The organism is Erwinia sp. B116, from assembly GCF_002865965.1.
Classification (GTDB): Bacteria; Pseudomonadota; Gammaproteobacteria; order Enterobacterales; family Enterobacteriaceae; genus Erwinia.
The window spans coordinates 68,758-90,187 of record NZ_JRZZ01000011.1 but is presented as its reverse complement, the minus strand read 5'-3'; the positions used below and the strand labels follow the sequence as shown (position 1 = coordinate 90,187).

The window sequence follows — 21,430 nt, the reverse complement described above, 5'->3', positions numbered from 1 at the left end:
AAAAACCCGGCCTGAGCCGGGTTTTTTATTTGCTGGCTGCCCGGCATAAACGACAGCCGGGCTTTGCACCCTTCCCGTTCCTGTCAGCCGCGCGGCTGAAACGCGCCTGCCGTCACCTCTTCCGGCGTCACCACGCCGGTGTCCAGCACCCAGCCGCTAATCAGCGCGGCGGGGGTAACGTCAAACGCCGGGTTATAAACCTGCGCATTCTCCGGTGCCCACTGCACGTCACCAAAACTGCCGGCCACGCCGGTGACTTCGCGGGCGTCACGCTGCTCGATTGGAATCGCCGCGCCGTTCGGGCAGCCGCGATCCAGCGTGGTGTGCGGCGCGGCGACGTAGAACGGCACGCGGTGATAGTGGGCCAGCACCGCCAGGCTGTAGGTGCCGATTTTGTTGGCGACGTCGCCGTTAGCCGCAATGCGGTCAGCGCCGACCCAGATGGCATCGACCTGGCCCTGCGCCATCAGCGTGGCGGCCATCGAGTCGCAGATCAGCTGATAAGGCACGCCCAGCTCGCCCAGTTCCCACGCCGTCAGGCGGCCGCCCTGCAGCAGCGGACGGGTTTCATCCACCCAGACGTTGGCCACCCTGCCTTCTGTATAACCACGCGCGATCACCCCCAGCGCCGTGCCGACGCCTGCGGTCGCCAGGCCGCCGGTGTTGCAGTGGGTCAGCAGGCGGCTGCCCGCGACGATCAGCGGGCTGCCGGCCGCCGCGATGCGCTCGCACAGCGCCTTGTCTTCCTCAATCAGCCGCAGCGCTTCGCTCACCAGCGCGTTGACGTGGCCGTCCTGCGCCAGCGCCAGCTTCATACGGTCAAGGTTGTTCATCAGGTTCACCGCCGTCGGGCGTGAGGCGCGCAGCACCTCCAGCGCCTCGGCCAGCCCGGTTCGGGACATCCCCTGTTCGGCCAGCAGCGCCAGAAGCAGGCTGGCGGACAGCCCAATCAGCGGCGCCCCGCGCACGCGCAGGGTTTTAATATGGCCGACCAGCGTGGCCACGTCCGGTGTCGGGCACCAGATTTTTTGCTGGGGCAGGGCCTGCTGATCGAGGATCAACAGCTGATTGTCGCGAACCTGAAGGCTGGTGGTGGTGAGTGTCTGCATGAATGAAATCCCGGTTGCTTTAATGCGCCATATTGTGCCAACATGCAACATGGATGTATAGACGTCTGAACGGCTTATAACAACGATTTTGCAAGATGAGGATCAGGTAATGTCGCAATACCGTACTTTCACCGCCGCGGATGCCGTGGAATATGCCCGCCAGTTTGGCGGCGTGGAACATCCACACCAGCTGGTGGATTCGCTGGAAGTGGGCGATGGTAATCTCAACCTGGTCTTCAAGATTTTCGACACCGACGGCGTCAGCCGGGTGATCGTCAAGCAGGCGCTGCCGTACGTGCGCTGCGTTGGCGAATCCTGGCCGCTGACCCTCGATCGCGCCCGGCTGGAAGCGGAAACGCTGATCGAACACGGTAAGTTCTGCCCGCAGCATACGGTGAAGATCCTGCACTACGATGCGGATCTGGCGGTGATGGTGATGGAAGATCTTTCCGATCACGCCATCTGGCGCGGGGAGCTGGTCAAAGGCGTTGAGTATCCGCAGGCGGCAACGCAGCTGGGCGAGTATCTGGCGCAGACGCTGTTCCACACCTCTGATTTCTTCCAGCACCCGCATCAGAAGAAAGCAGAAGTGATCCGCTTTACCAACCCGGAGCTGTGCGACATCACCGAAGAGCTGTTCTTCAACGAACCTTACGAACAGCACGAACGCAACGCCTACCCGCGAGCGCTGGAGCGCCTGGCGGCGTCGCTGCGTTACGATGAAGAGCTGAAAATTGCCGTGGCCGGGCTGAAGCACCGCTTCTTCTCTCATGCCGAAGCGCTGCTGCATGGTGACATCCACAGCGGCTCGATTTTTGTCGCCGAGGGCAGCCTGAAGGTGATTGACGCCGAATTTGGCTTCTACGGCCCGATCGGTTTTGATATCGGTACCGCACTGGGCAATCTGCTGATCGGTTACTGCGCGCTGCCGGGGCTGCTGCCGCCACGCGAAGCGGCGGACGGGCGCGAGAAACGCCTGGCTGACGTGCGGGAAGTGTGGCTGAGCTTCAGCGAAGGTTTCCTCGCGCTGGCGGCGGAGAAAAGCCGCGACCGGGCGCTGGCGTATCCGGGCTACGCCCGTGAGTTTCTGCAGAAGGTGTGGCGCGATACCATCGGTTTCTGCGGTACCGAACTGATTCGCCGCACCGTTGGTATGTCGCAGGTGGCGGATATTAAGAGCATCGGCGATGAAGCGATGCGCGTCGAGTGCGTGCGTCAGGCTATTACGCTGGGCCGCAGCCTGATCCTGCTGGCTAACCACGTGCCGGATATCGACGCGCTGATTATGCGTATTCGCCAGAACGGCTGAATCAAAAAAACGGCCCCGGCAAACGTCACCTTCAGGGTGAACATCTGCCGGGGCCGTTGATTATGTCATCAGGCTCTCGAGCCGCTCCTGTTATACGTCAACCTCAGTTCAGGCTGCTGCTCCCACGTTGTACTCAGAGGGTAACGGCGCTTTCGCTTCACGTAGCGTTAAGGCAGTCAGGCCGCTTCTGTTTTACGTCCTGCAGTCGTTTGCTCAGTCGTTCCTGTCCCCGTCGCCACGCCTGTTGTCGTTTCTTTCGCCGTTCCCTGTGCCGTTTTCGGCTGCTGCTCGCGCTTTACCGGCTGGGTTGCCAGCGCATCGGCGGCAAACTCATCGACGTTGATTGAGCGCAGGCGGCTGGTTTCTGCACGAATCAGCACCTCCGCTTCTTCCTGCGTGACCCAGCCAGCCGCCAGCCCTTCGGCGGCCAGCGCGTCCAGACGGGTAAAGGAGAAGTGTTGCTGCTGCTGTTTGCACAGGCGATCGTGAATCGCTTCGGCGGCCATCACGTCCTGTAGCGCCTGTTCCAGCTGACCGGCCGGGTTATTTTCACCCGGGGCCAGATACTGGCCACGACCCAGCCGGCTGCGGGTAGCGGAAGGCACCTGCAGAATGCGCGCCAGCTGGTGGTCAAGCTGGTCAGACGGCGCACGGCAGCGGCGGCCGAGCGGGAAGATCACCCCGCGCAGCAGCATGGCGATCGGCCGGTTAGGGAAGTTGCGCAGCAGGTCGTCGATGGCGATTTCCGCCTGGTTAAGCGCATCCTGCACGCCCCAGTGCAGCAGCGGCAGGTCCGCCTCGTTGCGTCCCTCATCCTCATAGCGCTTCAGCGCCGCAGAGGCCAGGTACAACTGGCTTAAGACATCCCCCAGCCGTGCCGAGATGCGTTCACGGCGTTTCAGGCTGCCGCCCAGCGAGGCCATTGATACGTCGGAGAGCAGAGCCAGGTTGGCACTGATGCGGTTCAGATGCTGATAGTAGCGGCGGGTGGCATCACGGGTTGGCGACACGCTGGTCAGCCCGCCGGTCAGCCCCAGCCACAGGCTGCGCACCTTGTTGCTGCCCACGTGGCCGATATGGCGGAACAGCGCCCGGTCAAAGGCGACCAGATCGTTGCTCTGCGCGGCCGCCATCTCCTCCAGCACGTAAGGGTGGCAGCGGATCGCTCCCTGGCCGAAGATAATCATGCTGCGGGTGAGAATATTCGCCCCTTCCACGGTAATGGCGATCGGTGCGCCCTGATAGGCGCGGGCAAGGAAGTTGCTGCTGCCAAGCATAATGCCTTTACCGCCGGCAATATCCATCGCGTCGACGATCGCCCGCTGGCCGCGGTGGGTGCAGTGATACTTGACGATCGCTGACAGCACCGCCGGTTTTTCTCCCTGCATAATGCCGCTGGTGATAAGCGTAGCGGCGGCGTCCATCACGTAAGCGTTACCGGCGATGCGCGCCAGCGGCTCTTCAATCCCCTCCATTTTGCCGATCGGCAGGCGGAACTGGCGACGAATATGCGCGTAAGCGCCGGTGGCCAGCGCAATGCTCTTCAGGCTGCCGGTGGAGTTGGAGGGCAGGGTAATGCCGCGGCCGACCGACAGGCACTCAACCAGCATGCGCCAGCCCTGACCGGCCATCGCCGGGCCGCCGATAATGAAGTCGATCGGCACGAAAATATCGTTGCCGCGCGTCGGGCCGTTCTGGAACGGCACGTTAAGCGGGAAGTGGCGGGTGCCGATCTCCACGCCTGGCGTGCCGGTCGGGATCAGCGCACAGGTAATCCCCAGCTCTTCGGTTTCGCCCAGCAGGTGCTGCGGGTCAGAGAGCTTAAACGCCAGCCCGAGCACGGTAGCGATCGGCGCCAGGGTAATATAGCGTTTGTTCCAGGTCAGGCGCATGCCCAGCACCTGCTCACCCTGCCACTCGCCCATGCAGACCACGCCGGTATCGGGAATGGCCCCGGCATCGGAGCCGGCTTCCGGGCTGGTCAACGCAAAGCAGGGGATCTCTTCGCCCCGTGCCAGTCGCGGCAGATAGTGGTTTTTCTGTTCTTCCGTACCGTAATGCTGCAGCAGTTCGCCCGGGCCAAGTGAGTTAGGCACGCCAACGGTAATCGCCAGAATGCCGGAAACGCCGGCCAGCTTCTGCAGCACCCGCGCCTGGGCGTAGGCGGAGAACTCCAGCCCACCGTACTCTTTCTTAATGATCATCGCGAAAAAGCGGTGCTGTTTCAGGTATGCCCACAGCTCGGGGGGCAGGTCGGCCATTTCGTGGGTAATGCTGAAGTCGTTGGCCAGCCGGCAGGCTTCTTCCACCGGGCCATCCAGAAACGCCTGCTCTTCGGCGGTCAGCACCGGCCGTGGGTAGGCGTGCAGCTTGTTCCAGTCCGGCGTGCCGCGAAACAGATCGCCCTCCCACCAGGTGGTACCGGCGTCAATCGCCTCTTTCTCAGTGCGCGACATCGGCGGCATTACTTTGCGGAAGGTGCCCAGCATCGGTTTGCTGAACAGCGACTGGCGCAGTGACGGCAGGTTAAACGGCAGCAGCAGCAGCGCCAGTGGCAACAGCAGCCACAGCGTCCACAGCCCGACCAGGCCGAGCACGGCGGTCCACGCCAGCAGGATCAGGCTGGCGGTTGCCAGGCTGATGCGGTGGTAGAACAGGGCGCTAATCAATACGATTGTCGCCACGATACTGAGAACCATCATAATGAGTGCTCCATGTCGCAAGAAGTAAGAGGTCATACCAGTTGCTTTATATTTAGTTCAGCAGGAGAAATGACGCAATCTGTTTACACAATAATTACAACCTGGCTCACAAAGCCGCCGCCCTTGCGGCTAATCCACCCTGCCGCCGGGGAGATCGCTTTTCGCCTTACCGGCAACTTGATAAACTTATTGGGTAACTCTTACCTCATAAAGGACATCCCTATGTACCAGGACATCATCCGCGCTGAGCTGAATGAAGCGGCAGACACGCTGAATACGTTTCTGAGTGACGACGCCAATATCCAAACCATCCAGCAGGCGGCGGTGCTGCTGGCTGACTCCTTCAAGGCCGGGGGGAAGGTGCTGTCCTGCGGTAACGGCGGCTCGCACTGTGACGCGATGCACTTTGCTGAGGAGCTGACCGGCCGCTACCGCGAAAACCGCCCGGGCTACCCGGCGATCGCCATCTCTGACGTCAGCCACCTCTCCTGCGTCAGTAACGACTTTGGTTATGACTATGTCTTTTCGCGCTACCTGGAAGCGGTAGGCCGTGAAGGTGACGTGCTGCTGGGCATTTCCACCTCAGGCAACTCCGCTAACATTATCAAAGCGGTTGAGGCGGCCCGTGCGAAGGGGATGAAAGTGATCACCCTGACCGGAAAAGACGGTGGCAAAATGGCCGGTACGGCGGATATTGAAATCCGCGTACCGCATTTTGGCTACGCCGATCGCATCCAGGAGATCCACATTAAGGTGATCCATATCCTGATGCTGCTGATCGAAAAAGAGATGGTTAAATAACTTCCGTTTTTTCTTGAGGTAAGACTATGTGCGAACTGCTCGGGATGAGTGCAAACGTCCCGACGGACATCTGTTTTAGCTTTACCGGGCTGGTTCAGCGCGGGGGCGGAACCGGTCCGCATAAGGATGGCTGGGGCATTACCTTCTATGAAGGGAAAGGCTGCCGCACATTTAAAGATCCACAGCCGAGCTTCCAGTCGCCAATTGCGCGGCTGGTGCAGGAATATCCGATCAAGTCCCATTCGGTGGTGGCGCACATTCGCCAGGCGAACCGCGGTGAGGTGTCGCTGGAAAATACCCATCCGTTTACCCGCGAGCTGTGGGGGCGTAACTGGACCTACGCGCACAACGGGCAGCTGAAGGGTTATAAAAACCTGGAAACCGGCAGCTACCGTCCGATCGGTGAAACCGACAGCGAGCTGGCTTTCTGCTGGCTGTTGCACAGGCTGACCACGCGCTATCCGCGCACGCCGGGCAACTGGCCGGCGGTGTTCCGCTATATCGCCGAGCTGGCCGCAGAGCTGCGTGAGAAGGGCGTTTTCAATATGCTGCTGTCGGACGGCCGCTATCTGATGGCGTTCTGCTCGACCAATCTGTTCTGGGTCACCCGGCGTGCGCCGTTTGGCAAGGCCAAGCTGCTGGATCAGGACGTGGAGATTGATTTTCAGAAGCAGACCACGCCGAACGACGTGGTCACGGTGATTGCCACCCAGCCGCTGACGGCCAATGAGAGCTGGAACAAAATTGAACCCGGTGAGTGGGCGCTATTTTGTCTGGGTGAGCGCGAGGGCTGAGTTGTTACTTTCCGGGCCGTTCACCATCGGGCGGCTCAACACGTATTTTCCGTCGCTAACGGCCACCACTGGTGGCTGTTTGGTTTGCACAAAGTGCGCATAACCCGGCTGCAGCTGTTTCCAGAAGTTGATATAGGTTGAATAGCGGTGGCGCTGCATATTGCTGTCGGTCATGCGGAACGGATAGATGCTGACCTCGACGCGCTGCTGGCCGTTGCGCAGCGCCGCTTCCACGTAGTGATAGATCTCGTCCATATAAGCATCGGTCATCGCGTAGCAGCCGACGGACACGCAGTTGCCGTGGATCATCAGGTAGTTGCCCTGATAGCCCTGCTGGCGGTCATATTCATTCGGGAAGCCGGTGTTAATCGCCCGGTAAAAGCGGCTGTTAGGCTTCAGCTGCGACAGTCCGACGCTGTAGAAGCCCTCCGGGCTTTTAAAGTCGCCCTGCACGCGCTTCGGCCCGAGACCACCGGAAAAATTACAGATGCGATAGCTGTCGAGCAGGCGGAATTCGTTGCCAATTTTGCCGTACAGCTCCAGCGTGCGCTCTTCTTTGAAGATTTGCAGATACACTGGTGTACCCAGCAGTTGTTTCTTTAACTCTTTGCTTACCGGTGCCAGCGGCGTGATCACGTCAGGTGCGCTGGCGAAGACCACGGCGGGCATAAAAATCATCGCAAACAGCAGTGCGATTTTGGCCATTCTGTTTCCCTTGAAAAGAGGGGTGGAAAGCAACGCCCGCAGGCGTCGGTACTGACAATATCGGACAATTCCGCTATCGCAGCGACACATTAGCATTGTCCATTTTTTTAGCAAGATTGCGAAGAATAAAAACCTTTTCCGGCGAGGATGTGACGGCGATCGGGGCCGGATTGAATTTGCTTAATATGGCTGTATACTTATCCAGTACTGTCGGAGGGGATATGCGCAAAATCATTCACGTGGATATGGACTGCTTCTTTGCCGCCGTGGAGATGCGCGACGATCCAACCCTGCGCGAGATCCCAATCGCCATCGGCGGCAGCCAGACCCAGCGTGGCGTGATCAGCACCGCGAACTATCCGGCGCGGAAATATGGCGTGCACAGCGCCATGTCCACGGCGATGGCGCTGAAGCTCTGTCCGCATCTGCGGGTGATCCCCGGCCGCTATGACGCTTACAAAGAGGCCAGCAGCCATATCCGCGATATCTTCTCGCGCTATACCTCGCTTGTGGAGCCGCTGTCGCTGGATGAAGCCTATCTCGACGTCTCCGACAGCCCGCACTGCCACGGCTCCGCCACGCTGATCGCCCGTGAGATCCGCCAGACCATCCAGCGCGAGCTGGATCTCACCGCCTCCGCCGGGGTGGCGCCGATCAAGTTTCTCGCCAAAATCGCCTCCGATATCAACAAACCGAACGGGCAGTTCATTATCACTCCGGAAGAGATGCCCGCATTCCTGCTCGGCCTGCCGCTGGCGAAGATCCCCGGCGTCGGCAAGGTGACGGCGCGCAAGCTGGAGGAGCTGGGCCTGTATACCTGCGCAGACGTGCAGAAAACCGATCTTGCGACGCTGCTAAAGCGCTTTGGTAAGTTTGGCCGCGTGCTGTGGGAGCGCAGCAACGGCCTCGACGAGCGTGAAGTGGTGGTGGAGCGCCAGCGCAAGTCGCTGGGGGTGGAGCGCACGCTGTCGGAAGATATCCATGAATGGCAGGCGTGCCTGCCGGTGATTGACCGGCTGTATGATGAACTGGAGCGGCGGTTGCAGCAGATCCGGCCCGATCGCCAGATCGCCCGCCAGGGCGTTAAGCTTAAGTTCAACGATTTCCAGCTCACCACCCAGGAACACGTCTGGCCGGTGCTGAACAAAGACGATTTGATTGCGGTTGCGGAGAAAGCCTGGCACGAGCGGCGCGCAGGGCGCGGCGTCAGGCTGGTCGGTTTGCACGTCACGCTGCTGGACCCGCAGCTGGAGCGGCAACTGCTGTTGGGACTGTAGACGATCGCCGATGCATCGAACCGTTCTGCTGGTGAGGCGTAGCATAAGGTGGGTGGTTTGCAGCCTGGGGCTCGCTGGCATGAATGCGGATAGTCTGCAGCAGGGACACAACAGCGTAAAGCAGGGGCGGGGAGAGCAGGGCGCTAAGCGAAAAATCTGTAGCCGCCCTGCGGTGGCTAAAGTAGCCGGCACGGAGTGTCAGAGACAGGCTCCGCGCCGGTAGGGCTTACTTCGCCGGGATCGCCTTCAGCAGCGCGGTCAGCAGCTGCCAGTAGAGATCGACGCTGGCGATATGCACCTGCTCATCCGGCGAGTGCGGGCCGGTAATGGTCGGTCCGATGGAGACCATATCCATCTCCGGGTACGGCTCTTTGAACAGGCCGCATTCCAGGCCGGCGTGGATCACCTGAATGTTCGGCGTTTTGTTGAACAGCTGCTGGTAGGTATCGCGTACCAGTGCCATCACCGGCGAAGTCGCGTCCGGCTCCCAGCCCGGATAGCTGCCTTTGGCCACCGTTTTTGCTCCGGCCAGCTGGCCCAGCGCGGTCAGCGTTTCCACCAGGTAGGTTTTTCCGCTGTCGATCAGCGAGCGTACCAGGCTGTTGATCTTCGCGCTGTCACCTTCAAAGGCCACCACGCCGACGTTCAGTGAGGTTTCCACCACGCCTTTCATCACGTCAGAATTGCGGATCACGCCGTTCGGCGTGCTGTTCAGCAGCGCGACAAACGCATCACGGCTCTGCGCGGTCAGCGCCTGTTCGCTGCTCGCCACCACCTCGGTGACGAGGGTGATGTTTTTCTCAACCTGGCTCAGCTCGTGCTGCAGGGTGGTCAGGTAGCCTGCCGCCAGCGCCTTCAGCTGGTCAGCGTTGCCGGCCGGCAGCGCCAGCGTGGCGAAGGCCTCACGCGGGATGGCGTTACGCAGCGTGCCGCCGGTGAAGTCGATCAGGCGCAGGTCGAGATCGGTCGCGTGAGCGAACAGGAAGCGCGCCAGCAGCTTGTTGGCGTTGCCGAGGCCGACGTGAATATCACAGCCGGAGTGGCCGCCTTTCAGGCCCTTCAGCGTCAGCTTCAGCGTCTGGAAACCGGCAGGCACTGCTTCCCGGGTCAGCGGCAGGGTGGTGGTGAAGTCGATGCCGCCCGCGCAGCCCATGTAGATCTCGCCTTCCTCTTCAGAGTCGGTGTTGATCAGGATATCCGCCTGCAGCCAGCCGGCCTGCAGACCGAAGGCACCGACCATGCCGGTCTCTTCGGTCATGGTCAGCAGCACCTCCAGCGGGCCGTGCTCGACGCGGCTGTCGGCCAGCACCGCCAGCGCCGAAGCGAGGCCAATACCGTTATCCGCGCCCAGCGTGGTGCCGCGCGCTTTGACCCACTCGCCGTCAATCCACGGCTGAATCGGGTCTTTGGTGAAGTCGTGTACCGTGTCGCTGTTTTTTTGCGGCACCATATCCAGGTGCGCCTGCAGCGCCACCGGTTTACGGTTCTCATATCCCGGGGTGGCCGGCTTGCGGATCAGGATATTCCCGACTTCGTCGCGTTCGTTCCAGAAACCCTGCTCGCTGGCCCACGAGACGATATACGCAGCCAGCTGCTCTTCATGGTAAGACGGATGCGGAATTGAACAGATTTTGGCAAAGATATCCCACAGCGGCTGTGGCGATAATTGAGACAGTTCAGACACGATGACTCTCCTGTGTCAGCAGCACCGGCCTGCCGCAGCGGGCGGTGAAGCAGTGATCGGTTGGACATTTCCCGCCGGGCATTCCGGCGTGATGAGGCAAGAATATCACCCTTTGCGGCCGCCTGCTTCGTTCGCTCGGCCAAAAAAGCGGTTACCCGCGTTTCTGACGCTGGTTTTTAGCGCGTCAGATCACTATAATTCCGCGCAACCTTTTCCCATTGCACATTTTTTAAGCCAATCACGTTGGCCGGGATTTCTTTATGAGTGAAAAATACGTCGTCACCTGGGACATGCTGCAAATTCATGCCCGCAAACTGGCTCAGCGCCTGCTTCCTGTTGAACAGTGGAACGGCATTATCGCCGTCAGCCGCGGTGGCCTGGTCCCTGCGGCCCTGCTGGCCCGTGAACTGGGCATCCGCCATGTGGATACCGTGTGCATCTCCAGCTATGATCACGACAACCAGCGCGAAATGAAAGTGCTGAAGCGTGCAGAGGGCGATGGTGAAGGCTTTATCGTAATTGACGATCTGGTGGATACCGGCGGCACCGCCCAGGCAATCCGCGATATGTACCCGAAAGCGCGTTTTGTTACCATCTTCGCCAAGCCGGCCGGCCGTCCGCTGGTTGACGACTACATTATCGATATCCCGCAGAATACCTGGATTGAACAGCCGTGGGACATGGGCGTTGCCTATATTCCGCCGATTGTTAATAACTGATTGATGTCGGTCAAAACGCGCCCGGTTATGCCGGGCGCGTCTGTTTTTAGGCTTCGCCTGTTTCCATCGCCTGCGGTAGACTGAGTATCTGATCCGCACGCCGAAGGAGACCCCACCCGTGTCACCGAAAAATCTCAGCGAAGAACTGTTCAAACCGCGCTTTAAACATCCGGAAACGTCATCGCTGGTGCGTCGTGTCCACCATCACCGCCCGTTAAACATTCATTCTGCCCTCGATGGGGAAAACCGCCCCGGATGGTACCGGATGATTAACCTGCTGCTGTGGACCTGGCGCGGGTTGTCACCCCTGGAAGTCAGCGAAGTGCTGGCGCGTATTGCGGTCAGCGACGTTGAACACACCGACGATCGGCTGCTGGATACGGTGATCGGCTATCGCGGCGGTAACTGGATCTACGAATGGTCAACCCAGGGCGCGGCGTGGCAGCAGAAGGCCAGTGAGTGCGATGACGATCTGCTGGCCGGCCAGCACTGGCTGCATGCTGCGAATCTCTACAGCCTCGCGGCCTATCCTTACCTGAAAGAGGATGTGCTGGCCGATCAACCGCTGCTGCTGGCCAACCGTGCTTATCAGGAAGCGACCAGCCGCCTGCCCGGCGAGCTGAAAGAGCTGGAGTTTGCCATCCCCGGCGGCAGCCCGGTGACCGGTTTTCTGCATATGCCCGCAGGCGTGCAGGCCCCTTATCCGACCGTGCTGCTGTGCGGCAACCTCGACTCGCTGCAGAGCGATCACTACCGTTTATTCCACGACTATCTTGCGCCCCGCGGCATAGCCATGCTGACGCTGGACGTGCCGTCGGTCGGCTTCTCCGCCAAATGGCGGCTGACCCAGGACTCCAGCTTCCTGCATCAGCAGGTGCTGCGCCAGCTAGACCGGGTGGCGTGGATCGATCATACCCGGGTGGCGGCATTCGGCTTCCGTTTCGGCGCCAATGTGGCGGTACGGCTGGCCTATATGGAACCGCAGCGCCTGCGCGGCGTGGCCTGTCTCGGGCCGGTGGTACACAGCCTGCTGAGTGACGCCAGCCTGCAGGATCGGGTGCCGGATATGTATATGGATATGCTGGCCAGCCGCCTGGGTATGTCCAGCACCTCAGACAGCGCGTTGCGTACCGAAATGAGCCGCTTTTCGCTGAAGCTGCAGGGGCTGCTGGGCCGCCGCTGTACCACGCCGATGCTCTCCGGCTACTGGGCCGACGATCCGTTCAGCCCGGAAGAGGAGTCACGGCTGATCGTCAGTTCGTCGGCGCAGGGGCGGCTGCTGCCGATGAAATCCTCACCGGCGCTGGCCGGTTTTGAACGCGGATTGAACGAAATCGGCGACTGGTTATTGCAACGATTACGCGCCTGATTTGCTAAAATTGCTGACTTTGCTACAACTATAGGCTCAACCAAGGAGTGTAAAACGATGACGTTACCGAGTGGACATCCTAAGAGCCGCTTAATGAAGCGCTTTGGCTCATTAGGTCCTTACATCCGTGAAGGCAAATGTGAAGGCGATCGCTTCTTCTTTGACTGTCTGGCCGTCTGCGTCAACGTCAAACCGGCACCGGAGAGCCGCGAGTTCTGGGGCTGGTGGATGGAGCTGGAAGCACAGAGCGACCACTTCACCTATGAGTACCATTTTGGTCTGTTTGATAAAGAGGGTAACTGGAAGCCAACGGCGATCAAAGGTAAGGACAATAATGCCCGCCTCGAAGAGACGTTACGCAAGTTTCATGAGCGCCTGAAGGCGCAGCTGGCCGAGCTGGAGCTGGGGCTGGTACCTGCCGCCGGGTTTGCCGATCAACCGGTTAAACTGAGCGCGTAAGTGCAACGCATGGCGGTAAAAGAATAAAGAAAAGGCCGGTGAGGAGAGCACCGGCCTTTGTTCAGACACATTATGAGGGGTGTTACAGGGTCGACACTGACCGCTTAGAACTGATAAACCAGGCCTACGGCAACCACGTCGTCGGTATTCAGAGACAGTTTGTTGTCGTCATCCAGCTGGTTAATTTTGTAATCCACATAGGCGTTCATATTCTTGTTGAAGTAATAGGTAGCGCCCACATCAATGTATTTCACTAAATCTTCGTTGCCGAGACCGTTCTCCATATCCTTACCTTTGGTCTGGATGAAGCCCAGTGACGGACGCAGACCGAAGTCGAACTGGTACTGTGCCAGCAATTCAATGTTCTGAGTTTTGTTCGCCATGCCGCTGATGCTACCACCGGTTACGGTGTTGGTGCCGCTGATTGGCGTCATGTTGCGGGTTTCGGTGTAGATTGCCGCCAGGTACAGGCCGTTGTTGTCAAACTTCAGACCGGTACCCCAGGAATCAGCTTTATCGCCGTGGCCGTAAGCCTGCGCCTGCTGGTTGTTGGTACGGTCGGATGAGGTGTAAGCACCGCTGACGCTCACGCCGCTGTCGCCCAGTGCGTAAACCGCAGACATACCGTAGCCGTCACCGTTCTGACGCGCAACGCTGGTACGGTCGTTAGCGCCGCCCGCGTCGTTTTTACCCTGATACTGCAGGGCGAACTTCAGGCCATCGACCAGGCCGAAGAAGTTGGTGTTACGGTAGGTGGCCACGCCGGTGGTACGTGCGGTCATGAAGTTGTCGGTACGCGCCGTGCCGTCACCGCCGAACTCTGGGAACATATCGGTCCAGGCTTCCACGTCGTACAGCACGCCGTAGTTGCGGCCGTAGTCGACCGAGCCGTACTGGCCGAATTTCAGACCGGCGAAGCCCAGACGGGTTTTGTTGCCGTTCTGCGCATCAGAGCTTTCGGAGTTGTTGGCGTTGAAGTGGTATTCCCACTGACCGTAGCCGGTCATCAGGTCATTAATCTGGGTCTGGCCTTTGAAGCCCAGACGAACGTAGGATTTATCGCCGTTGTTGCTGTCGCTGTCGCTGAAATAGTGCAGGCCTTTGACCTTGCCGTACAGGTCCAGCTTGTTGCCGTCTTTGTTATAGACTTCTGCGGCCTGAGCTGCGGTGGAGAGGGCCAGTGCGGCGGTTAAGATTGCCAGTGCGCTTTTCTTCATTTTGCTATCAATCCCGAAAGAGTAAGTGTGTAAGCGGCCCACGGGGCTGCTCAAGGCAGGAACGTTTTACCCTTTTCGTATTAAACTTTTATTACACTTCTATACATTTCTTGTTATTAACGAACTTTTCGACTAGCAAGTGGTCAGGGCTTTTTCGTCGTTTTCCCAGGCTTGCTGTTGGTTTCCGGCGCGACACCTGTTAAAACGTTGCTTCGCACTCTTTTTTTACAATATGGCAGGAAATTAATGAGCAGCAGCCAGACCCTGGTGGTAAAACTGGGGACCAGCGTACTGACCGGCGGATCCCGTCGGCTGAATCGGGCCCATATCGTTGAACTGGTGCGTCAGTGCGCCCAGCAACATGCGGCAGGCCACCGGATTGTGATTGTGACGTCAGGGGCAATGGCCGCCGGGCGCGAACATCTTGGCTACCCCGAGCTGCCCCCTACCATCGCCTCAAAGCAGCTGCTGGCTGCGGTGGGGCAGAGCCGTCTGATCCAGCTGTGGGAACAACTGTTCTCGATTTACGGCATCCATATCGGTCAGATGCTGCTGACCCGCGCAGACCTGGAAGACCGTGAGCGTTTTCTTAACGCCCGCGATACCCTGCGCGCGCTGCTCGATAACCATATTGTGCCGGTGATTAACGAAAACGACGCGGTGGCCACCGCCGAGATCAAGGTCGGCGATAACGACAACCTGTCGGCGCTGGCCGCGATCCTCGCCGGCGCGGACAAACTGCTGCTGCTGACCGATCAGCAGGGGCTGTTTACCGCCGATCCCCGTAATAACCCGCAGGCCGAACTGATCGGCGACGTGCACGCGATTGACGATGCGCTGCGTGCGCTGGCCGGCGACAGCGTTTCCGGGCTGGGCACCGGCGGCATGACCACCAAGCTGCAGGCGGCTGACGTGGCCTGCCGCGCCGGCATTGACACCATCATCGCGGCGGGCAGCCGCCCTGGCGTGATTGGCGACGTGATTGCGGCTAATCCGGTGGGCACCCGCTTCCACGCCTTCCAGACTCCGCTGGAAAATCGCAAACGCTGGATCTTCGGCGCACCGCCGGCCGGTGAACTGGTGGTCGACGACGGCGCGCTGGTGGCGATCCTCGAGCGCGGCAGCTCACTGCTGCCGAAGGGCATCCGTTCGGTCAGCGGCAACTTCTCCCGCGGGGAAGTGATCCGCATCCGCAACCTGCAGGGGCGGGACGTCGCCCACGGCGTATCGCGTTACAATAGCGATGCCATGCGCATGATTGCCGGACACCACTCGCAGCAGATTAGCGATATTCTCGGTTATGAATATGGTCCGGTGGCCATCCACCGCGACGATATGATTGTGGCTTAAGGAACAGAGATGCTTGAACAAATGGGTAAAGCGGCCAAGGCCGCGTCATATCAGCTTTCGGTACTCAGCACCGAACAAAAAAACCGCGTGCTGCTGACCATCGCGGACAGCCTGGAGTTGCTGAGCGCGGAGATTCTGGCCGCCAACGAGCAGGATCTGGCGGATGCCCGCCAGAACGGCATGAGCGCCGCGCTGCTGGATCGGCTGATGCTTAACCCGCAGCGCCTGAAGGGCATCGCGGATGACGTACGCCAGGTATGCAATCTGGCCGATCCGGTCGGCGTGGTGATCGACGGTGGCCGGCTGGACAGCGGCCTGCGCATCGAGCGCCGCCGCGTGCCCCTCGGCGTGGTGGGGGTCATTTATGAAGCGCGGCCAAACGTGACCGTCGACGTTGCCAGCCTGTGCCTGAAAACCGGCAACGCGGTGATCCTGCGCGGCGGCAAAGAGACCTACCGGACCAATGCGGCGACCGTGCGCGTGATTCAACGCGCGCTGCAGCAGCATGGGCTGCCGGCTGGCGCGGTACAGGCGATCGAAAGCCCGGATCGCGAGCTGGTTAATCAGCTGCTAAAGCTGGATCGCTACGTTGATATGCTGATCCCACGCGGCGGTGCCGGGCTGCACAAGCTGTGTCGAGAAAACTCGACCATCCCGGTGATCACCGGCGGTATCGGCGTGTGCCATATTTATGTCGATCGCAGCATCGAGCTGGAGCCGGCGCTGAACGTGATCGTTAACGCCAAGAAGCAGCGCCCGAGCGCCTGCAACTCGGTAGAGACGCTGCTGATTGATGCAGCGATCGCTGACAGCTTCCTGCCTGCGCTGAGCGCGCGGATGGCGGCCGAGGGGATTACCCTGCACGCCGATCCGCGTTCGCTGCCGCTGCTGCAGAACGGCCCGGCGGCCGTCAGCGCGGTGACCGACGCTCAGTATCGCGACGAGTGGCTGGCGCTGGATCTCAACGTGAAGCTGGTGGATGGACTGGATGAAGGGATTGCGCATATTCGCGAATACGGCACCCAGCACTCCGATGCGATCCTGACCCGCACCCTGAACCACGCCGACCGTTTCGTCAATGAAGTTGACTCTTCAGCGGTCTACGTCAACGCCAGCACCCGCTTTACCGACGGTGGCCAGTTCGGCCTCGGTGCGGAAGTGGCGGTCAGCACCCAGAAGCTGCACGCCCGTGGCCCGATGGGGCTGGAAGCGCTGACTACCTATAAGTGGGTGGCTTTCGGCGACGACACGCTGCGCGCCTGACCGCCTTAACAGCGCCCGCCCGGGCGCTTTTTTTCCCGCGCACGCGTCGAATTGCTCTGGCGGCAACGTTAGGGGTTGATGACGCCTGATAACCCTGACTTTTATCATGAGGTCGGTGTATCGGGCCGTCTGTATTCCGCCTGGCGGCACCGTCCTCGCTGCTGACTGAGGATGTTATGTTGAAACCGTTACTCGCTGTCATAATCGGCGGCTGCGCCGGCTGTGTGATCCGCTGGCTGCTCGCCGTGCGCCTGAATTCGCTTTTTCCCTCTCTGCCGCCGGGCACGCTGCTGGTTAATCTGGTTGGTGGCTTGATTATCGGTGCCGCGATGGCGTGGTTTATGCGCCACCCGCAGCTCGATCCGGCCTGGAAACTGCTGATTACCACCGGCCTGTGCGGCGGTATGACCACTTTCTCCACCTTTTCTCTGGAAGTGGTGACGCTGATGCAGGCCGGTAACTATCTCTGGGCGATGGTCTCAGTGCTCACCCATGTGATCGGCTCACTGCTGATGACCTTTGCCGGTTTCTGGCTGGTATCGCTGCTGTTCTGATTTGCGCGACAGGAGAGGGTAAACCATTCACCGCTTCAGCCTGCCCGGTGAACGGGCCGCTGGCAAACCAGCCCGTCGCGAATAAACAGGCTTCGCTTACTGACGCGCCCAGGCCGCCGCTTCCCGGAACAGCGCGTCGTCCGGGCGCACGCCGGTATAGAGGGCGAACTGTTCCACCGCCTGAATGGCAAACACTTCGCTGCCGGTAATGGTGGTTTTATTCTGCGCGCGCGCCTCACGCACCAGCGGCGTCAGTTCAGGCAGGGCCACCACTTCGAAAACGACGCTGGCGTTGGCGATGGTCGCCGGGCTGAATGACAGCTGTTCTGCTTCCTTTCCGCCGCTCATGCCAATCGGCGTCGCGTTAATAAGCAGGTCGGGCTTAAGATCGCCCATCTCTGCCTGCCAGTTGAAACCGTAGAGATCCGCCAGCTCGCGTCCGCGAGCCTCATTACGTGCAATAATATGGCCGTGATGGAAACCGGCATCTTTTAACGCACAGGCGACCGCTTTGGCCATACCACCGTTGCCGTTCAGCGCAAAGCTAAGCTGATTCGACACCTGATACTGCGCCAGCAGGCTGGCGATGGCGATATAGTCGGTATTGTACGCTTTCAGGCGGCCGTCGGTATTCACTATGGTGTTGACGGAGTCAATGGCTTTGGCCGAACTGTCCAGCTCGTCAATCATCGGGATTACCGCCTCTTTAAACGGCATTGAGATGGCGCAACCGCGTACCCCCAACGCCCGCACGCCGCCAATGGCCGCCGCCAGATCGGTGGTGGTAAAGGCTTTATACAGGTAGTTGAGATCCAGCGCGTTATACAGATAGTTATGGAAACGGGTGCCGAAATTACCCGGTCTGGCCGCCAGTGACATGCAAAGTACGGTGTCTTTATTGAGATGTTGAGTCATATATTGTCCTTAAAATGACGGGCGCAAGGCGAAAGAGTTGAAAAGCAGATAATGGGGTACCCGAGGGGAATTAAAAACGGCTGAATTTGCCTGTAAGAGTTCCGCTTTTTATCATCGTGGTCAGCTTAAACACCATTATCTGCTAAGACTGTCGCTGCGCGATTTGGCAGGGAGATCACTCCTGTTCCGCCTGGCCGCGGATCTCTTCCAGGTAGTTGTAAATGGTATAACGGGTTACGCCCAGCGCGGCTGCCGCTTTCTCAATGCCGCCTTTGACGATAAACATGCCGCGTTCCTGCATTCTTCGCACCGCCGCCAGTTTGGCCTGCTTACGGGCCGAACGCGGGCCATTCTCCAGCTCGGCCAGCGAATCGGCGATAATCTCCGCCATCAGCTGTTCCATATCGGCGCTCTCGGGCGCGGGGGCGGCCTGCACCGCAGGGGAGGGCTGACCGCTCAGCAGCCGGTCGATCGCCTCGCGGGCGGCCAGCAGCGCGTTCTGGTCACTGTTTATGCACAGCGCCGCAAACGGCTGGCCGCTGCTGTCGCGGTACAGCGCCGTGGCGCTGCGCAGCGGCTGCCCCTGTTTGTTGTGCGTGACATAATCAGGGATCACCAGCGGTGAAGTATCGCCGCCGTCAGGCACGCTATTAATCAGCGCGCTGAGCCCGAGATCCTGATCCGGTACCGCCAGCACCGAACTGCCGGCCACGCGCCCGGTCACGTGGCCATTGGCAATCGCCATCACCGACGCTTCCGGGGCACTCAGGTCGTGCAGCACAATTTCAGTATCACGCCCCACCACGCTGCCCAGCGCCGAGAGCGCCGCGCGCAGCGTCTCGAACACGAGTTCGCGCTCACGACTGAGTTCGTCATTCAGCGAGCACATGATTATTGCGTTGCCGCCGTTTGATCGACCTGACGGGTTACCGCCAGCAGGCGGTTCACGTGGGTCAGCAGCAGATCTATGTCCGACTGCAGGAATTCATCACCCGCTCGTGAAGCGGTCACGATGGCGTTGTTGATGTTCTCTGCAATGGAGGACGATTCCCCTTTGCCGGTGGTCAACAGCAGGGCAGCAATCAGCAGTGATTGCGCCTCTACCTGGGCCGTCAGCTCTTTGGTATCCACGTCCATTTTGGCTAACTTCATTAAAATATCGATCACCAGCTGCTTCATGATGTCTCTCCGTAGTGTGAAATAATGAAATTAGCATTCGCCGTCGGAAAGTAAACAGGATTTCTCTGCCAGCGGCGTGCGACTGACGCCGCTCAACCTGGCAACATCGCCAGTCTGTTGCCAGAATTACTGTTTTTCTCATAAGGAGCAGGCGATGTTGCGATTTTTACGTGCACTTTTTTCCAGCCCGGAGTCCCTGCTGCAGGTGATGAGCCCGGACGAGGTGGAAGAGGCTATTGAGGAGGGGGCGCGCATTATCATCAACGAAGACGGCGGTGCGACGGTCAATATTGCCAGCCCGGCGGTGCGCGAGGATTTTGTTCGCCATATTAACGCGCTGAAGAGGGCATAAGATGGGTACCGCAATCTTTATGGTACTGATGGTATGTGGCTACTGGTACACCAGCCGTGACCTCTCTACCCGCTTCAAAATCAAACGCTCGTTCGGCTGGGACGTCTATTTTCTGGTGGCGCTGTACGGCTGTATTTTTGTCCTGCAGGGCGTGATGGCGACCGGGTTAATCTGGCTGCTGCTGCTGGCCTGTTCCGCGGTCTTTAATGCCATTCCGGCACTTTCTCACGGTGAGTATCACCAGTGGCAGGCCGAGTTTATGACCTGGAGCTTCCTCGGCATTCAGGCACCGGTGGTGATTATGCTGGCATTCGCGGTGACTTTTTGCCTCTATCGCTCTAACTGGTCGGGCAGCGCCCGCCTCAACGGAGAAGGCCGTAAGAAGCTGTACAAGAGGCTGTCGCGCGCTAACGGCGTTGAAGGGCTGCTGTTTCAGTGCATGGAGGAGGGAGATCTCGCGTGGATCACACTCAAGTCTAAGCGTATCTATATCGGTATGATCCATACCGCTTCTTACGAAAATGAGATCACCGCCAATCTGGTGTTGATTCCGATGCTCAGCGGCTATCGCGACAGCGAAACGCTGAATCTGCGCATCGAGCATAACTACAGCCGCTGGTATGCGGAGCACGGCATCATGCTGGATTCTCAGCCAAGGTCGGCGCTGGACTTTCGTAAGGTGATTATGCTGGAACAGATCGAGAGCCTGTCGCTGTTCGATCCCGCCAGCGCGACCGCGCTGGCGTTATAATACGGGGATTAGCGATAGACCTCGCCACACATCAGGACGGCGTCGGGGCGCCGTTTATGAATACGCGCCATCATCTCTTCGCAGGTCGCACGGGTCGGAAAAATATGTTCAGACACCGGCAACGCGTCGCAGGCATCATGTCCACATGCGCTCACCAGTAAGACGAAACCTATTAACATGGCTCACTCCTTTGACAGATGCAGTTGCTACAGAGTATAGGCGAACCGTGACAAAATCGTGTTCAAAAGAATGCGCTGGCAAATGCGACAGATTTGCTATGCTTAATCTTTGACCAAAGAGGAGGAGAAAATGAGTAGCGAATCAGATTCACCCGTTTCCAGTGACGAAGAAGTGTGCACTATCATCGGTAAGGCGGTGGTCGACCTGAGTATGACCGGGCAACCGGTTAACAAAGCGACGCTGGGTCTGAAACTGTTGGCGATGGCCGATCAGGATCACGATGACGAACGGATTTTACTCTACTGGATTGCCCGGCGGGCAATCAATCAGCCGCACAAATTTGCCGAGGCGCGTTACTAGCCTGATGCTGATCGCCGGCTGATGTTTCACCGGCACCGGTGGCCACGGGATGGCCACCGCTGAGCGTCAGCTCTGATGGCTCTCCACCACAATCTCTGCCGCGCAGGTTTCTCCCGCTTTCACCAAACGATACTCTGCCTTACCCTGATGAACATAAATGCATGCCCGTCCGGCAGGCCCACCGTCCTGTTCCTGACTGAGCGCGATGGTAATTTTTTCCGCGTATAAAGCGGGGATGTAGCCCGCCAGCGGCAGCGCCAGCAAGGGGGACAACAGTGCAGCGCGCAGTACGCTAAAAGAATCCCGACGATCCGCCATGCTAACCCTCCGAAAGCGCCGTTGAGCGCGCGTAAATTCAGCTTTGATAATAGTCAGCCGGGC

The 21,430-nt window shown here is 59.4% G+C and carries 23 protein-coding genes; 13 read left to right on the top strand and 10 right to left on the bottom strand.

Annotated elements, in window-relative coordinates:
* Positions 1–83: 83 nt before the first annotated feature.
* Positions 84–1,109, bottom strand: coding sequence for an S-methyl-5-thioribose-1-phosphate isomerase (gene mtnA, locus NV64_RS10525; RefSeq protein ID WP_056233810.1), 1,026 nt, complete (start codon positions 1,107–1,109; stop codon positions 84–86).
* 109 nt (positions 1,110–1,218) lie between these two features.
* On the opposite strand from mtnA, the gene mtnK reads away from it, so the two are divergent.
* On the top strand, positions 1,219–2,418 hold the full coding sequence (gene mtnK, locus NV64_RS10520) for an S-methyl-5-thioribose kinase (protein WP_056233812.1): 1,200 nt from the start codon (positions 1,219–1,221) through the stop codon (positions 2,416–2,418).
* A 176-nt stretch (positions 2,419–2,594) separates the two neighbouring features.
* Here the strand turns inward: mtnK and fadE are convergent, their stop codons facing one another.
* The gene (fadE, locus tag NV64_RS10515; protein WP_101505874.1) at positions 2,595–5,120 is read right to left on the bottom strand and encodes an acyl-CoA dehydrogenase FadE; all 2,526 of its coding nucleotides are present in this window, start codon (positions 5,118–5,120) and stop codon (positions 2,595–2,597) included.
* A gap of 222 nt (positions 5,121–5,342) precedes the next feature.
* Between fadE and lpcA the strand changes: the two genes are divergently transcribed.
* On the top strand, positions 5,343–5,921 hold the full coding sequence (lpcA, locus tag NV64_RS10510) for a D-sedoheptulose 7-phosphate isomerase (protein WP_101505873.1): 579 nt from the start codon (positions 5,343–5,345) through the stop codon (positions 5,919–5,921).
* A gap of 26 nt (positions 5,922–5,947) precedes the next feature.
* Positions 5,948–6,715 (top strand): class II glutamine amidotransferase, encoded by a 768-nt coding sequence (locus NV64_RS10505; protein ID WP_056233816.1) that lies wholly within the window; start codon positions 5,948–5,950, stop codon positions 6,713–6,715.
* Here the strand turns inward: NV64_RS10505 and dpaA are convergent.
* Positions 6,686–7,420 carry a peptidoglycan meso-diaminopimelic acid protein amidase gene (dpaA, locus tag NV64_RS10500; protein WP_056233817.1) on the bottom strand — a complete coding sequence of 245 codons (735 nt, stop codon included), beginning with the start codon at positions 7,418–7,420 and terminating at the stop codon, positions 6,686–6,688. The genes NV64_RS10505 and dpaA overlap by 30 nt on opposite strands.
* Before the next feature lie 221 nt (positions 7,421–7,641).
* Between dpaA and dinB the strand changes: the two genes are divergently transcribed.
* The gene (gene dinB, locus NV64_RS10495; RefSeq protein WP_056233820.1) at positions 7,642–8,697 is read left to right on the top strand and encodes a DNA polymerase IV; all 1,056 of its coding nucleotides are present in this window, start codon (positions 7,642–7,644) and stop codon (positions 8,695–8,697) included.
* 226 nt (positions 8,698–8,923) lie between these two features.
* On the opposite strand, the gene pepD is transcribed toward dinB, so the two are convergent.
* Positions 8,924–10,381, bottom strand: a complete 1,458-nt coding sequence (gene pepD, locus NV64_RS10490) for a beta-Ala-His dipeptidase (protein ID WP_056233822.1) — start codon at positions 10,379–10,381, stop codon at positions 8,924–8,926.
* Positions 10,382–10,641: 260 nt separating this feature from the next.
* Between pepD and gpt the strand changes: the two genes are divergently transcribed.
* The 3 genes from gpt to crl all read left to right on the top strand — a co-directional run bounded on the left by gpt (position 10,642) and on the right by crl (position 12,928).
* Positions 10,642–11,100, top strand: a complete 459-nt coding sequence (gene gpt, locus NV64_RS10485) for a xanthine phosphoribosyltransferase (RefSeq protein ID WP_101505872.1) — start codon at positions 10,642–10,644, stop codon at positions 11,098–11,100.
* A 118-nt stretch (positions 11,101–11,218) separates the two neighbouring features.
* The gene (gene frsA, locus NV64_RS10480; RefSeq protein WP_056233826.1) at positions 11,219–12,469 is read left to right on the top strand and encodes an esterase FrsA; all 1,251 of its coding nucleotides are present in this window, start codon (positions 11,219–11,221) and stop codon (positions 12,467–12,469) included.
* A 57-nt stretch (positions 12,470–12,526) separates the two neighbouring features.
* On the top strand, positions 12,527–12,928 hold the full coding sequence (gene crl, locus NV64_RS10475) for a sigma factor-binding protein Crl (protein ID WP_056233827.1): 402 nt from the start codon (positions 12,527–12,529) through the stop codon (positions 12,926–12,928).
* 104 nt (positions 12,929–13,032) lie between these two features.
* Here crl and ompC read toward each other — a convergent pair whose 3' ends face one another.
* Positions 13,033–14,145, bottom strand: a complete 1,113-nt coding sequence (gene ompC / locus NV64_RS10470; protein WP_101505871.1) for a porin OmpC — start codon at positions 14,143–14,145, stop codon at positions 13,033–13,035.
* A 246-nt stretch (positions 14,146–14,391) separates the two neighbouring features.
* Between ompC and proB the strand changes: the two genes are divergently transcribed.
* The 3 genes from proB to crcB all read left to right on the top strand — a co-directional run bounded on the left by proB (position 14,392) and on the right by crcB (position 17,312).
* Entirely contained in the window at positions 14,392–15,495 is a 1,104-nt protein-coding gene (gene proB, locus NV64_RS10465; protein ID WP_056233831.1) for a glutamate 5-kinase, read from the top strand.
* Positions 15,496–15,504: 9 nt separating this feature from the next.
* Positions 15,505–16,758, top strand: coding sequence for a glutamate-5-semialdehyde dehydrogenase (proA, locus tag NV64_RS10460; RefSeq protein ID WP_101505870.1), 1,254 nt, complete (start codon positions 15,505–15,507; stop codon positions 16,756–16,758).
* Between the two features lie 176 nt (positions 16,759–16,934).
* Positions 16,935–17,312: a fluoride efflux transporter CrcB gene (crcB, locus tag NV64_RS10455; RefSeq protein WP_101505869.1), complete on the top strand. Its 378-nt coding sequence runs from the start codon at positions 16,935–16,937 to the stop codon at positions 17,310–17,312.
* Positions 17,313–17,408: 96 nt separating this feature from the next.
* Here the strand turns inward: crcB and NV64_RS10450 are convergent, their stop codons facing one another.
* The 3 genes from NV64_RS10450 to iraP form a co-directional block, all read right to left on the bottom strand.
* Entirely contained in the window at positions 17,409–18,227 is an 819-nt protein-coding gene (locus tag NV64_RS10450; protein ID WP_101505868.1) for a shikimate 5-dehydrogenase, read from the bottom strand.
* A gap of 175 nt (positions 18,228–18,402) precedes the next feature.
* Positions 18,403–19,116, bottom strand: coding sequence for a transcriptional regulator (locus NV64_RS10445; protein ID WP_101505867.1), 714 nt, complete (start codon positions 19,114–19,116; stop codon positions 18,403–18,405).
* A gap of 2 nt (positions 19,117–19,118) precedes the next feature.
* Positions 19,119–19,406: an anti-adapter protein IraP gene (iraP, locus tag NV64_RS10440; RefSeq protein WP_101505866.1), complete on the bottom strand. Its 288-nt coding sequence runs from the start codon at positions 19,404–19,406 to the stop codon at positions 19,119–19,121.
* Between the two features lie 154 nt (positions 19,407–19,560).
* On the opposite strand from iraP, the gene NV64_RS10435 reads away from it, so the two are divergent.
* Together NV64_RS10435 and NV64_RS10430 are read left to right on the top strand one after the other, a co-directional pair.
* Complete coding sequence (locus NV64_RS10435) at positions 19,561–19,758, top strand: hypothetical protein (RefSeq protein ID WP_056233841.1); 198 nt, start codon at positions 19,561–19,563, stop codon at positions 19,756–19,758.
* A gap of 1 nt (position 19,759) precedes the next feature.
* A complete protein-coding gene (locus NV64_RS10430; protein ID WP_056233843.1) occupies positions 19,760–20,509 on the top strand; it encodes a hypothetical protein in 750 nt (249 codons plus the stop codon).
* A gap of 8 nt (positions 20,510–20,517) precedes the next feature.
* On the opposite strand, the gene NV64_RS23690 is transcribed toward NV64_RS10430, so the two are convergent.
* The gene (locus NV64_RS23690; protein WP_199177648.1) at positions 20,518–20,688 is read right to left on the bottom strand and encodes a hypothetical protein; all 171 of its coding nucleotides are present in this window, start codon (positions 20,686–20,688) and stop codon (positions 20,518–20,520) included.
* Positions 20,689–20,818: 130 nt separating this feature from the next.
* On the opposite strand from NV64_RS23690, the gene NV64_RS10425 reads away from it, so the two are divergent.
* Positions 20,819–21,049: a hypothetical protein gene (locus tag NV64_RS10425; RefSeq protein ID WP_056233845.1), complete on the top strand. Its 231-nt coding sequence runs from the start codon at positions 20,819–20,821 to the stop codon at positions 21,047–21,049.
* A gap of 66 nt (positions 21,050–21,115) precedes the next feature.
* On the opposite strand, the gene NV64_RS10420 is transcribed toward NV64_RS10425, so the two are convergent.
* On the bottom strand, positions 21,116–21,367 hold the full coding sequence (locus NV64_RS10420; RefSeq protein ID WP_056233847.1) for a hypothetical protein: 252 nt from the start codon (positions 21,365–21,367) through the stop codon (positions 21,116–21,118).
* Positions 21,368–21,430 lie beyond the last annotated feature (63 nt).